The organism is Oceanobacillus neutriphilus, assembly GCF_014645515.1.
GTDB classification, from domain to species: Bacteria; Bacillota; Bacilli; order Bacillales; family Amphibacillaceae; genus Oceanobacillus; species Oceanobacillus neutriphilus.
In genome coordinates, this window is record NZ_BMLW01000015.1 from 124,015 (window position 1) to 136,979 (window position 12,965).

Here is a 12,965-nt window from a genome sequence, read left to right on the forward strand (position 1 = left end):
GTAAAATTCCCTGACAGTCTGCATACTGCCTGTCAGGGAATTTATTATGGATAATAATACAAGAGAAATTCCTGAAAAATAGGTCTTTATATCAAACCGAGTATGATGAGTGTACATAGTCTATAGAGAAAGATTAAAGAAATGGAAAGGAGGTCCTTTACGGTGAGAGGTAGTAAACATCATCAAGGACAATTCAATCAAGGCTGGGGAAACCAACAGGTACAAGGAGCTTCTATGAATGGCATGAATGGAAATGGGAACTGCAATAATATGTCACAGCAAATGCCAATGCAGCAAATGCCGCAACAACAAATGCAGCCGGAATTTTGTGCTCCACAAGTATCACCTACACAACAAGGCCCGACACAAGTATCTCCAACAAAGCAATACGTAAAAACAAACGTTTCTAATACTGAGGTAAAGCATGTACATCCTAGTCACACTACAAACGTTAACAAGCATATGACAACACACAAACACTATTTTCCTCATACAGAATCTGTTGTAAATGATATTAAAGAACAGCATATTATGTGCGGAAAACCGCATCATCCTTGCCCACCCCAAGGCCCTTGTGGATGCTGAAGGATTAGGATCTGAATAAAAAATCATCAATTCGCAGTCTAATGTGATGCTGCGGATTGGTGATTTTTTTATGGATTTTGAGCAACCTATTATAGTCAGAATGGACATGATAATTCGTCTGATTTATCTCATTATTAAGAAAAGAAAACGTGAGGGTTGGTTTCTATAGCGGAAATCCGTTATAATAAAAAAAGATTCATTTTAAATTTTTTAGTCAGAGAGGAAAGAGTATATATGAAGCAGGAAATTGGTGTTATTGGCCTAGCCGTGATGGGAAAAAATATTGCATTAAATATAGAAAGCCGAGGCTTTGCGGTGTCTGTTTTTAACCGTACCTATGAAAAGACAGAACACTTTATGGAAAACGAAGCAAAAGGAAAAAACTTCTATGGTGCAAAGACGATTGAAGATTTTGTTCAATCTCTTGAGAAGCCCCGCAGAATTATGCTTATGGTGAAAGCTGGTCCTGCGACAGATGCAACGATCGCATCCCTGCAGCCATATTTAGAGGATGGAGATGTCTTAATTGATGGCGGGAACACTCTCTATGAAGATACCATGCGCCGTAATGAAGAATTAGATAAAACAGGTATTCATTTCATTGGAACTGGTGTATCCGGCGGGGAAGAAGGAGCTCTAAAGGGACCTTCTATGATGCCTGGCGGACAGAAAGAAGCCTATGATCTGGTTGCACCAATCTTTGAAGCTATTTCTGCCAAAGTAGATGGTGAGCCATGTGTTACTTACATTGGACCAAATGGTGCAGGGCACTTTGTGAAAATGGTTCATAATGGTATTGAATATGGAGATATGCAGTTAATTGCTGAAGCCTATGACTTAATGAAGAATGTTGCCGGTTTAGATGCAAAAGAACTGCATGAGGTATTTAAAGAATGGAATAAAGGAGAGCTGGACAGCTTCCTGATTGAAATTACTGCAGAAATTTTCACGAAAATCGATGATGAAACCGGCAAGCCGTTGGTAGAAGTGATTCTTGATAAAGCGGGCCAAAAAGGTACAGGGAAATGGACAAGCAAAAACGCACTGGACTTAGGAGTACCACTTCCATTAATTACAGAGTCTGTGTTTGCCCGTTTTATTTCTTCCTTAAAAGAAGAACGTGTAAATGCAAGCAAAGTATTAACCGGCCCTGCTAAAGCAGAAGTATCAGAGAGCAAGGAAGAGCTTATCGAAGCAATCCGCCAGGCACTTTACATGAGTAAAATTGTTTCTTATGCACAAGGCTTTGCACAAATGCGCGCAGCTTCTGAAGAAAATAACTGGAACTTAAAATACGGTGATATCGCAATGATTTGGCGCGGTGGATGTATTATCCGTGCAAACTTCCTGCAAAAAATCAAAGATGCTTATGATCGTGAGGCGGATCTGCCAAACCTTATGCTGGATCCATATTTCAAGGAGATTGTAGAAGGCTATCAGGCTTCTCTTCGTAAGGTTGTATCTTTAGCAGTACAACATGGTGTAGCAGTGCCTACATTTGCAAGTGCGATTGCTTATTATGACAGCTATCGTTCAGAAAATCTGCCTGCTAACTTAATCCAGGCACAGCGTGATTATTTTGGCGCACATACTTATGAGCGTAAAGATAAGGATGGCGTCTTCCATTCTCAATGGTTTTAATGGTAATGTAAGAAACGTTTCCTGTGTGTGATAATTATAGAAAATCCCGGAGTCAGATAGCTTTGATTCCGGGATTTTTTTATCTAAGCCTGAAGAATGTTTACAAGCAATATTTAAAATATCTGTTGAGGGACGGGGTAAAGTTGAGAAAAAGATTAGGCTGCTTACATGCTCATTATTCAAATATAGGGTATATAGAGGAGGCTTTTTCCGCATATGATATTGAATTGGTTCATCTTACTGATCCGGGGTTATTGTATCGGGCTGATTCAGATGAAACATTTCAAGAATCAGATGCTCAAAAGAGAGTGAATGAACAAATGGAGTGGATTGCTCAATGTGGTGTTGATGCTATTCTTATCACCTGTACAAACTATATTGCTGTTTTAAAGGAAGAACAGCTTTCTATCTCTGTTCCAATTATTAAAATCGACGAACCTTTCTTTGATTTTCTCTGTCATATAGAACGGCCTCATAAAGTTATTTCCGTTGCTCAATTATCCATGGTTGATGCAGCTCAACTAGTTGAAAAAAGAACATCAGAGAAAATTATGAACCCGTTGAATACACTGGTACCATTTGTTGTGAATCATTTAGAACTAGAGAAGAACGAATAGACAGTATTTAATTAAAGAACATTTTTTGAGGATTGACGCCTTCTTGGTAAAAAGTGACGTACAATGATATATTTGGATGAAGCAGGAAGTGAATATAGTGTCGATTATAGATAAATTAAATCTCGAGAAGATAAATTGATTGACCTGTACTGGCAGCAGAAGAAGTAAGCCAGTTTAATCGAAAAGAGGAGGATGGTTATGATTAAACAAATTCCAATTACAAATGATGAAATTTATGAGTTATCCGCTTTTGCCTTTCAATTTACCCCCAAACCAGAAGAGATAGAAAAGAAGAAAAAAGAGAAAGAAAAACAAAATGAAATTGTATGGGGCTGGATGGAAGGGGAGAATTTGGCAGCTAAAGTTCATCTGCTTCCATTAAAAACCCTGATTCATGGAAAGGTTATAAAAACCGGAGGAATTACGATGGTATCCACATGGCCGGAGCATCGTAGAAAAGGTGCGGTTCGGCAGCTGCTTATCCACGCCATTGCTGAGATGAAAAAGGAAGGTTATCTGATATCTTATTTGGCACCGTTCAGTGTTCCTTTTTATCGGAAATTTGGCTGGGAAATGACTATCAATGAAATGCAGTTTACAATTCCAATGGAGCGTGTGCCCAAGTATAAGAATATATCGGGCTATGTCCGGCGTATGCAAAAAGGAGAAGAAGCAATTATAAAGGAGATTTATCAGGCTTATACGGAACAATATACAGGCATGCTCGTACGTGATGAACTTTGGTGGGAGTATAAAATTTTAGGGAAAGAAGGATTTACCACAGCGATTAGCTACGATAATGAAGGACGGGCAGATGGATACATGAGGTATAGGGTAAAAGAGAATAAAATGGACATTGATGAGTGGGTCACCGTTACTCCAGAAAGCAGGAAACGACAGCTGCAATTTATTGCGAATCATGATTCAATGGCGAAGGAAGTACATATGACGCTTCCTGATGATGATTTACTACCGCTCTTTATGGAAGAGCCGAGGGCAAAACAAGAACAAAAACCATATTTTATGACGCGAATTGTAGATGTAGAAGGCTTTTTGAAGGTATATCCATTTTTGATTCCATCAGAAAAGGAAGAAGCGTATACAATAAAAGTGGAAGATAGCATTTTTGAAGAGAATAGCGGGATTTACCGCATTCAATTTCGAAATGAATCACACGTTGCGGAAAAATTGGAGAATGCTGCCGGGCAGGACATAATAACAACACTGACAGTTCAACAATTAGCGATGGTTTTAATGGGCAAAAATACATTGGAACAGCTTTATGAGCAGGAATTTATTTCTGGAAATCTGAAGAATATAAAGAAGTTGGATGCTCACCTTCCTAAAAAACGGCATCCATATTTAGCAGACTTTTTCTAAATCATAAAAAGGCCGAAGCACTATATAGAGAAAATAGAGCTTTGGCCTTTATATCATTCTTCCTTAGTACTTGCTGTTTCTGCTTTTGCCGCCGTGGAATCATCTACTTTCTTCTGATGATACATACTATTTAACAATGCTCCTACCAAAAGGATAACGCCTGTTAAGAAGAACCAGATCATCAGGATGATAATTCCTCCAAGACTTCCGTAAGTAGCTGAGTAGTTGCCGAAATTAGAAACATAAATAGAAAAAGCAAAAGAGCTTACTAACCATAGAATACTTGCTGTTAATGTACCTGGAAGAATATGCTTGAAAGGAAGATGTTTATTTGGTGCAAAACGATACAACCCCAGCAAGATAGCAGTAACAATCACAATTACCATAATTAGACGTGATATTTGCAGAATAAGTCCTGTTCCTTCACTGATGCCGACAAAGGAGATTAAGAAATTAACAATAACATCACCAAAAACAAGCAGGGTGATAGATGAAATTGCTGCTAAAAGTAATCCGATAGTCAACAGGATAGCTGTTCCGCGCACCTTAATGAACGGTCTTGTCTCTTCCACTTCAAACGCCTGATTGGATGCTTGAATTAATGCATTAATTCCATTTGACGCAGACCAGATGGTACCTAAAATCCCCACAGTTAACAATCCGCCACGGGGCGTTTCCACCAGGCTGATAATATTTTCTTCAAAGGTTGACGCAAGTCCCTCTGGTAAAATGGATCCAATAAATCCAACAGCGTCATCCGGGCTTATGTTAAAATAGGGAATAATTGCAAAGCCAACGATAAGAAGCGGGAAGACGGCTAATAGAAAATAATAAGCAAGTGCAGCTGCAAGCATAGTCGTATTATTCTCAGAAAAACGTTTCATAAAATCTTTGCCAAATTGTTTTATATCCATAGTCGCCTCCAATGATAAAATTTTATACCTTTTCCATTCTAGAGCTATTCCTTTTAAAATGGAATAAATATATTTATAAAGTTTAGGAAAAGATACGGTATATGAACTCTATACCCGAAAATGGAAGGATATAATCTTGGCAAACAGGAGATATGATGAAATTGTTGTTTGTATGCCGAATTGGATTTCCTGATATCAGGACCTGACTGCGTTTTTCTAATATTATAGAGAAGAAACGTTTTATTTATTTTCACAGGTGGTATAATATTGATTATAAAGGCTGTTCAAAAAGACCGGTTAAAAATGGATGAATAAAATAAATGAGGGTAAATGCCCGACAGAAAAGGCAAGTTTATTTTATCCTTTTGAACATGCAATGAAATAAGGAGGGGATTTTTACATATGCCTATTATTTCCGTAGGACTTTTACTTATTGCTATCGCGTTCGCTGTCGTTTGCTGTTATTTAGCATTTACATTAAATCGGCTTTCCTATAATATTCGTTCGCTCGGCAGGTCCGTTGTAAAAATGGAAGAGGAAATGAACCATATTACACCTGAAATTTCGACATCTTTACAAGAAGTGAATCATTTAATTGATGATACGCACGAGAAGCTGCAGGCAACAGACAGTGTCTTCGGATCTTTAGAGGATGTAGGTACTTCTGTTCAGAGCTTAAATGAAGCTTATAAAGTGAAGCGACAGGCGCTGGATGATGCTAAACTCGAAGAAAAATTAAACCTGGCGATGAAAGGTATCACCTGGAGCGAAGCAGCGATACAAATTTATAAGAGCTATCAGGCAAGTAAAGTGAATAAAGTCAATCAGCAGAGGGAGGAAGTAAAATGACATTAATAGGGATTGGCGTCATTATTATTGGAATCGCATGTGTTATTTTAGCTATTTTTATTGGTCATTTATTAAATAACTTAGCAAGTGTATTAAGCGGCGTTGACAAGACAGTTCAGCAGCTGCCGGAACAATTAGATGGTATTTTAAAAGAGACAACGAGTATCATTCATGAAAGTAATCAGGCTTTAGCAGATATAAATGATAAGATGGAGCAATTAAGCCCCTTATTTTATATTGTTGGTGATGTTGGAAATGCTACAAGAAAGCTTTCTTCTTCTCTAGTAGATGTAACCAGCTCTGTGAAAACAAAAACAGAGGTTGGTCAGGAAGTTTCAGGTAAAAATAACTTAGGCGGCGTATATGGTGGAGTTGCCCTTGGTTATTATTGGTTAAAGAAAAAAAGAGATCTAAAACGCGAGAAGCGGGCATATACACATGAGCAGTAAAGCATATAAAGCCGGAATTGCTGCCACTACAGTTGTTGGAGCGGCATTAGGCTGGACAGCGAGCACTTATGTGAAAAAGAAGCGGTCTTTAGAAGAAAATCCATCGTTATTAACCCGTCTCCGTGATTTCGAACAGCGTCTTTATCATGACGGCTTTCAAAAATCAACAGAACTTCAGGAGATTCGGCAGGAAGTTGAAAATAGAATTGCAGAAGAAAAATAAGAAATCCGCCTGGAACCATGGTTCCAGGCGGATTTCTTATTTTATGACATTATTTTTTGTTCAGCTTTACAAGGAAATAACCAATAGTTGCTAATCCGTAAATTCCCTGCAGATTTTTATTAGCTATTATCAGATCAGCATCTTCTGTTTTTTCCTGTAATTGATTAGCTGTTTTAAGTACGGAAGATGTCATATTATGTGTAGCTCGTCCGGCATCACCAACCAGGTAAAACATAGGGGATAATTCCTTGATCTGCTGATTGACCTGCTGCAATGTTTCGTTTCCTGTTTTAAGGACATCGGTTATTTGCGAAGTAATCCCTTCCACCTGCTCCGGAAGCTGGTCTGTTGTTTTCTGTGCACTGGCGATGAGTTTACCAGCTCCTCCAAGCTTTAGAAAAAGAAAGCCGGCTACCGCCAGTAAGCCGATTCCAATCAGAACAGCTCCGATACCTAATAAAATTAATATCCAATTAGCCATAATTATACCTCCGAATCATTATTCCTATATATACAATATCACATGAGGAACAGTTTAAAACATTTATTTTTATTTTAGCATACCAGAAAAGATAAGTCATAAACCTGGCAGTAAGCCCATAAATTTTAAATAAAAGGAGTTTGCTGTTTAATTTTTATAGAGTTGTACATGCTGTATCAAACAGTATTGAAATAACGGTGTTCTTTGAAGACTGTTTCCATCTCCAATCGCGGTAAGCACTACAAATTTATGCCAGAAAGGAACGAAGCGATATGTCAAAAAAGAAGAAGCTGGCTTTTTGGTTTCTCGGTTTATTCTTACTTATATTCTTATTACAGTATCCCACAAGGGAAGCAATTAATTCTTCTAATTCCGTCTGGTCTTTGCCATTAAACGGAAAAGTTATTGTGATTGATCCTGGACACGGCGGTCCGGACGGAGGGGCCGTTGGTTCAGACGGCACCGTAGAAAAAGATATTGCACTGTCAGTTTCCAAAATGGTTCAATCCTATCTTATGCAGCACGGCGCGATTGTTTATTTAACCCGCGATGAGGATGTTGATTTAGCTGCTGAAGGGACAAGCGGTCTGGCTAACCGGAAGTCTGAGGATATACGGAATCGATTAGCATTTATCCATGAGAAAGAGCCGGAATTCTTTATTTCCATCCATTTAAATGCGTTGCCTTCCAGTCAGTGGCACGGTGCCCAAACCTTCTATTATCCAAAATATGAAGAGGGAGAGCATCTGGCGACGATGATTCAGGATGAAATTATCCGTAATCTGGAAAATACGGATAGACAGCCGCTTGCTATTGATCACATGTATCTGTTAAAGCATGCAGAAGTTCCTGGTGCATTAGTAGAAATCGGGTTTTTATCAAATGAGACAGAACGTGAGCAATTAAAGGATGAAGCATATCAGAGGCAAATGGCAGCCAGCATTTATGAAGGAATTCTGCGATATGTCACGGAAGAAGTTCCTGCTGAAGAGAGTGAGTGAAATACCATCTTTTTGTATTAAAACGGTGGCAGTTTTTCATAAGTCTACGAGTAAAGAGGCTGATACTAAGCCTCTTTATTTGTTTAAGCCATACAATTTTCAAATATCGATCAAGTTCTTCTTCTGATTGCATATCTGTCAGCGTATATCTTTTTACTGTGAGTTACGTTTTATCGCAGCATGAGTGTCCGTAATTTCTCCAGTTGGGGAGGGGGAAGAAATGATGATTTGAGAGGAGAAAAACGGACACAGCATCTCCTGATTAACTCATCTAACATTCAGCTGGTTGAAGAGCAAACCAACTGAATGAAGTTTCGTTTTATCACAGCATGAGTGTCCGTAATTTCTCCAGTTGGGGAGGGAGAAGAAATGATGATTTGAGAGGAGAAAAACGGACACAACATCTCCTGATTAACTCATCTAACAATCAGTTGGTTGAAGAGCAAACCAACTGAATGAAGTTTCGTTTTATGTTATACTAGCTCATGGACAGATTCATATAAGGATGGTGAAGACATGTTAACACAAGAAGAGGTTATAGAGTTGCTTAACTCTGTAAAGGATCCTTTTTTACATAGAAGCTTAGAGGAATTAGATGCTATTAAATCCGTTACGATTAAAGAAGAGAAAAAACATGTCAGTGTGAAAATTGGAATCTCCAAAATGAATACTGGCGAACAAATGCAGCTGCAGCAAGAAATTGTAGGTATTTTAAAACGTAATGGTGCTAATACAGTAGGGCTGCGATTTGAACAACTGCCGGAAGAAACGGTAAAGAAATATCAATCTGAAGCGGAAAAAGCAAAAGAAGAAACGTTAATCAGTGGTGCTACCAATACGCAATTTGTTGCTGTAGCAAGCGGTAAAGGGGGAGTTGGTAAATCAACTGTAACCGTTAACTTAGCGGTCTCCCTGATGCGTTTAGGTAAAAAAGTAGGAATTATTGACGCGGATATTTACGGCTTTAGTGTGCCGGATATGATGGGTATAGAAGAAAGACCGGTTGTGCGTGGAGAAAAGATAATCCCTGTTGAGCGCTTTGGTGTCAAAGTGGTTTCTATGGGCTTTTTTGTGGAAGATAATTCACCAATTATCTGGCGCGGTCCAATGCTTGGCAAGATGTTAAACAGCTTTTTCACAGAAGTAGAGTGGGGAGAATTAGATTATCTATTGCTTGATTTACCTCCTGGAACAGGGGATATTGCAATGGATGTCCATGAGCTCTTACCATCTTGTAAAGAGGTTATTGTTACTACACCGCATCCAACAGCAGCTTTTGTAGCGGCACGTGCGGGACAAATGGCTCTGAAAACAGATCATGAAATTCTTGGTGTTGTGGAAAATATGGCGTACTTTGAGAGTAAGAAAACAGGTGAGAAGGAATATGTTTTCGGAAAAGGCGGCGGTAAGAAGCTTGCGGACGTGCTGAAAACAAAAGTTCTTGGCCAGTTGTCACTTCAACAGCCATATGAAGAAGAGGATGAATTTGCTCCATCTGTTTATCAGGAGGATCATCCTAATGGAAAAGAATATCATAAAATCGCCGCAAAAATTATTGCGAAATTAGAGGAATAAGATAGAAAAAGATAGGACACTTGTTTTGACAGCAGCGTCCTATCTTTTTCGTGTTCTACAGGGATAAAATATATGCAGGAAAGTTCATTCAAGTATCAGCTAACTGGAGGAATCGTCACTATTTTCCTCACTATTAGATGAGTTTTGATTACTTTCCTTGCTGTCACTGGATGAATCTTTCTTGGCAGCTTCTTGTAGAGCTTTGTTTATCTTCTCCTGGAATAATGGAGATTGAAGTGTTTCTTCTATAGTTTTTTCCAGATGGGCGCGAAATGCCTGGCTTGTCAAAATAGAAAGCATCTGCTTATCAACCTCAGGGTTTTTCAATATTTCGATCATTTGTTCCTGGAATTGACTGTCATGCATGAGATCCTTCATAAGGTTTTTTTGCTCTCCGGAGATAGACTTAGCATATGTTTGTATGAATTCAGGGTCTTGGAACATCTTTTTCCAATTTTCTTTACTTTCTTCAGAAGATATAGCTTTTGTTACAGTTTCTTTTACTTCATCAGATTCTATAACCAAAAGCTCCTGTAATTCTTTGTCGGCTAGTAAATCCTTTAATGCTTCTTTACCTTCCTCTGTTTGCAAAATATCAATGACCATCTTTTTAGTGGTTTCATATTCTGCTTCATGAGACTCGTCATTGTTTCCGCAAGCTGAGATGAAGAATATAGATGTGATTAGAAAGATAATGGATAGGTGACGTTTCATAAATATTCCCCTTTCTTTATGGAATAAGAAAGTAAAAACTTTTTTCATGCACGTATTTGCTGGGCTGGGATTGGGATATAGCTATTTTAGTTTTTATCCCCTGTACAGCAATAAAGTACGGTGCAAGTTTTTGATTATAAGACTTAAGATGAAAACATAATCTATATACCCTTAATATGTTTGATAATTTAACAAAATATACACAAGCAATGAAGAAAAATAGGATACTTCATGATAAAATACGAGTGGTTACTTCTTTAGGAGGTGAAAAATTGAACACAAGAATATTAGTTAATTTCTTTTGGAAAGCATTCTGGTTTGGCGGGCTTGCCGGATTGATTGCAAGCTTTTTTATACGGCCAGAGGAATATCTTACATATATGTCTCCTTTTGATGCATTGGAGTTACTCGGGGTATTTCTTTTCTTCTTAGCGCTTGGTCTGACATTTGCAGCAGTAAGTATGACCGGCTTTTTTGCATATTTATTTGTGAATCGGATGGGGCTGAATTTATTTAAAGGGTATTGGTCAACAGTACAGGTTGGTCTGGTGGTCTTTGTTTTATTTGATCTTATTTACTTCCCATATCGTGCAGCGGAGGGAGATGCAGCGATATATTGGTTTATACTGATTGCTGCAGCGATGCTGGTGATTGGATGGGTTGTTGCGAAGGTAAAAGCAAAAGAAACCAATTCGACAGCTTTTGTTCCTGCACTTTTTTTCATGATTGTCTTTACAACGGTCGAATGGGTTCCCGGATTAATGGTGGACAGTATAGATTATGCCTGGTTGATGGTTGTGCCATTATTAGTATGTAATACTTATCAGATCTTAACACTTCATCGGTTGCCTTTCGTGGAAAAAGAACCTAAAAAAGAGCAAACATCTGAAGCAAAATCAAAAAAAGAACAAAATAGAAAAGCGTAAAACAACTATTATAAACAATTATATGCATACCTCCATACTATAAAAGTGTTTCGCCGCATGGTTGATCTGTTCTTCCGTGATTAATAATTAAACAGGCAGCCCCTCTCTTTACGATGAGAAGAGCTGCCTGTTTAATGTATACAAACTAATTTATATTCAAAAGACAGGCATAACGCCTAAGTCTAAATTTGTGAATAAAGCTTTATCTTACAGAAAACAGCATGAAGGGACGGCAGAATGAATTAATCAATCAGCTCGGTGTCTGCTTTTGCCTGATTAATCATTTCGGATATAGTAATCAGCCCAAACCCTTTATTTTTTAAGCCTGGTAAAACTGTTTCCAGAGCTTCAGCCGTTTGCTTAGCACTGTCGGAAGCGTGCAAAAGTATGATATCACCATTTTCTGTTTGCTTCATAACCTCATCAATAATTACTTCTACACCGGGGTTTTCCCAGTCATCCGGGTTCACATTCCAATGAACAACCTGAAATTGCATATCTTCCGCCAGTTCAATAATTTCTTCGTTTAAATGTCCGTGCGGTGTGCGAAGAAGCTGAATATCCTCATACCCTAATTTGTTCATCACCTCTTGTGCTTTTATCAAATCTTTTTTAATTTGTTCCGGCTCTTGATCTAAATAACTTTTGTAACGATAACCAAGCAGTCCAATTTCGTGTGCTCCTTCAGAAATTGCTTCCAATAAGTCTGGGTGACGCTCAGCCCATTCACCACTGACAAAAAATGTGGCCTGGACATCTTCATTTTCTAATACTTTAAGAATGCTTTCTACTTTTTCTTCTCCCCAGCTAATGTTAAAGGTGACGGCAACATCTTCTAAATCTTCATTTCCTTTTGATAGAGCTGCAGGCTCGTCCTTAGTAAAAATGGCCATAATAGAGGAGGTTTGCGTCCAAATAAGAATTGCTGCTGCGAAAACAATAGCTGTTATCAATAATATTTTCTTCCGGTTCAAGCGAATTGTATAGAAGTGATTCAATTTTGTTCCTCCTTTTTTGTTGTGTTAAATGAAGAAGTATTTGAAGTAGTGCGAAATAGTTTGTTCTAGTATATATATATGTTGTATATTTTGAGATATGTACAAGCAGGCATTATTCTATAAAGAAAATGATGATAGAAGTGTGGGGAAAAGGACTAATCAATTTATACGGTGTACTCTGATGAAATAAATAGCATGAGACAAGAGGCCGGAATCATGACATAAATGGTCTTAAAAGGTATAATTTCTCGGTGAAAAGGGAATAGAGTATCTATATGTATAAAGTTTTATAAGGCATTACCAAGAAGAAAATGAAAAAAGTGGGTTGTTTAGTAATTTTTTTGTAGAAAAGTATTGCCCTTCTCCATTTTCTATGGTATATTAATTTTTGTTGTCAGAAGCGAACGAAACAAAACGAAATTGCTTCGACAAAACACTTCAAAAAAGTGTTGACAACAAATTCGAAACATGATAAATTATATCTTGTCGCGAAAAATGACAGATTAAAAATTGCTCTTTGAAAACTGAACAAAACAACCAGTACGAAAGAAGAAAAACACCTCGTTTTTCTTAAATATTTAAGTCAGAAGTTGACTTCTGAAAGCTAAAGAA

General features: G+C 37.9%; 14 protein-coding genes. 10 read left to right on the plus strand and 4 right to left on the minus strand.

What is annotated here, in order from left to right; all coding sequences use genetic code 11:
* The first annotated feature begins 162 nt into the window (after positions 1-162).
* From IEX29_RS27270 to IEX29_RS22010, 4 genes are all read left to right on the plus strand, one after another.
* Entirely contained in the window at positions 163-585 is a 423-nt protein-coding gene (locus IEX29_RS27270; protein WP_373290713.1) for a CotD family spore coat protein, read from the plus strand.
* 234 nt (positions 586-819) lie between these two features.
* A complete protein-coding gene (gnd, locus tag IEX29_RS22000; RefSeq protein ID WP_188737258.1) occupies positions 820-2,226 on the plus strand; it encodes an NADP-dependent phosphogluconate dehydrogenase in 1,407 nt (468 codons plus the stop codon).
* Between the two features lie 143 nt (positions 2,227-2,369).
* A complete protein-coding gene (locus IEX29_RS22005) occupies positions 2,370-2,843 on the plus strand; it encodes a hypothetical protein (RefSeq protein ID WP_188737260.1) in 474 nt (157 codons plus the stop codon).
* Positions 2,844-3,041: 198 nt separating this feature from the next.
* Positions 3,042-4,223, plus strand: coding sequence for a GNAT family N-acetyltransferase (locus tag IEX29_RS22010; RefSeq protein ID WP_188737262.1), 1,182 nt, complete (start codon positions 3,042-3,044; stop codon positions 4,221-4,223).
* Positions 4,224-4,276: 53 nt separating this feature from the next.
* Here IEX29_RS22010 and IEX29_RS22015 read toward each other — a convergent pair whose 3' ends face one another.
* Entirely contained in the window at positions 4,277-5,137 is an 861-nt protein-coding gene (locus IEX29_RS22015; RefSeq protein ID WP_188737264.1) for a YihY/virulence factor BrkB family protein, read from the minus strand.
* A gap of 402 nt (positions 5,138-5,539) precedes the next feature.
* On the opposite strand from IEX29_RS22015, the gene IEX29_RS22020 reads away from it, so the two are divergent.
* From IEX29_RS22020 to IEX29_RS22030, 3 genes are read left to right on the plus strand one after another with little or no spacing between them, the layout of a single operon-like run.
* Entirely contained in the window at positions 5,540-5,986 is a 447-nt protein-coding gene (locus tag IEX29_RS22020) for a DUF948 domain-containing protein (RefSeq protein ID WP_188737267.1), read from the plus strand.
* Positions 5,983-6,435: a DUF948 domain-containing protein gene (locus IEX29_RS22025; RefSeq protein WP_188737269.1), complete on the plus strand. Its 453-nt coding sequence runs from the start codon at positions 5,983-5,985 to the stop codon at positions 6,433-6,435. The genes IEX29_RS22020 and IEX29_RS22025 overlap by 4 nt, the downstream gene beginning before the upstream one ends.
* Positions 6,425-6,658, plus strand: coding sequence for a hypothetical protein (locus tag IEX29_RS22030; RefSeq protein WP_188737271.1), 234 nt, complete (start codon positions 6,425-6,427; stop codon positions 6,656-6,658). Before IEX29_RS22025 ends, IEX29_RS22030 begins: the two co-directional genes overlap by 11 nt.
* Before the next feature lie 49 nt (positions 6,659-6,707).
* On the opposite strand, the gene IEX29_RS22035 is transcribed toward IEX29_RS22030, so the two are convergent.
* Entirely contained in the window at positions 6,708-7,139 is a 432-nt protein-coding gene (locus IEX29_RS22035; RefSeq protein ID WP_188737272.1) for a DUF948 domain-containing protein, read from the minus strand.
* 272 nt (positions 7,140-7,411) lie between these two features.
* On the opposite strand from IEX29_RS22035, the gene cwlD reads away from it, so the two are divergent.
* Both cwlD and salA read left to right on the plus strand, forming a co-directional pair.
* Positions 7,412-8,140 carry an N-acetylmuramoyl-L-alanine amidase CwlD gene (gene cwlD, locus IEX29_RS22040; protein ID WP_188737275.1) on the plus strand — a complete coding sequence of 243 codons (729 nt, stop codon included), beginning with the start codon at positions 7,412-7,414 and terminating at the stop codon, positions 8,138-8,140.
* A gap of 516 nt (positions 8,141-8,656) precedes the next feature.
* A complete protein-coding gene (salA, locus tag IEX29_RS22045; RefSeq protein WP_188737277.1) occupies positions 8,657-9,715 on the plus strand; it encodes an iron-sulfur carrier protein/transcriptional regulator SalA in 1,059 nt (352 codons plus the stop codon).
* A gap of 99 nt (positions 9,716-9,814) precedes the next feature.
* Here salA and gerD read toward each other — a convergent pair whose 3' ends face one another.
* Positions 9,815-10,429, minus strand: coding sequence for a spore germination lipoprotein GerD (gerD, locus tag IEX29_RS22050; RefSeq protein ID WP_188737278.1), 615 nt, complete (start codon positions 10,427-10,429; stop codon positions 9,815-9,817).
* Positions 10,430-10,701: 272 nt separating this feature from the next.
* Here gerD and IEX29_RS22055 point away from each other — a divergent pair, with 272 nt between their 5' ends.
* Positions 10,702-11,355 (plus strand): KinB-signaling pathway activation protein, encoded by a 654-nt coding sequence (locus IEX29_RS22055; protein WP_188737280.1) that lies wholly within the window; start codon positions 10,702-10,704, stop codon positions 11,353-11,355.
* Positions 11,356-11,597: 242 nt separating this feature from the next.
* On the opposite strand, the gene pdaB is transcribed toward IEX29_RS22055, so the two are convergent.
* Positions 11,598-12,353, minus strand: a complete 756-nt coding sequence (gene pdaB, locus IEX29_RS22060; RefSeq protein ID WP_188737282.1) for a polysaccharide deacetylase family sporulation protein PdaB — start codon at positions 12,351-12,353, stop codon at positions 11,598-11,600.
* Positions 12,354-12,965 lie beyond the last annotated feature (612 nt).

Bases quoted from the DNA above. Each gene is read 5' to 3' on its own strand.
- gnd (WP_188737258.1), top strand. From the start codon at position 820: ATGAAGCAGGAAATTGGTGTTATTGGCCTAGCCGTGATGGGAAAAAAT.
- IEX29_RS22010 (WP_188737262.1), top strand. From the start codon at position 3,042: ATGATTAAACAAATTCCAATTACAAATGATGAAATTTATGAGTTATCC.
- IEX29_RS22015 (WP_188737264.1), bottom strand. From the start codon at position 5,137: ATGGATATAAAACAATTTGGCAAAGATTTTATGAAACGTTTTTCTGAG.
- IEX29_RS22020 (WP_188737267.1), top strand. From the start codon at position 5,540: ATGCCTATTATTTCCGTAGGACTTTTACTTATTGCTATCGCGTTCGCT.
- IEX29_RS22025 (WP_188737269.1), top strand. From the start codon at position 5,983: ATGACATTAATAGGGATTGGCGTCATTATTATTGGAATCGCATGTGTT.
- IEX29_RS22030 (WP_188737271.1), top strand. From the start codon at position 6,425: ATGAGCAGTAAAGCATATAAAGCCGGAATTGCTGCCACTACAGTTGTT.
- IEX29_RS22035 (WP_188737272.1), bottom strand. From the start codon at position 7,139: ATGGCTAATTGGATATTAATTTTATTAGGTATCGGAGCTGTTCTGATT.
- cwlD (WP_188737275.1), top strand. From the start codon at position 7,412: ATGTCAAAAAAGAAGAAGCTGGCTTTTTGGTTTCTCGGTTTATTCTTA.
- salA (WP_188737277.1), top strand. From the start codon at position 8,657: ATGTTAACACAAGAAGAGGTTATAGAGTTGCTTAACTCTGTAAAGGAT.
- gerD (WP_188737278.1), bottom strand. From the start codon at position 10,429: ATGAAACGTCACCTATCCATTATCTTTCTAATCACATCTATATTCTTC.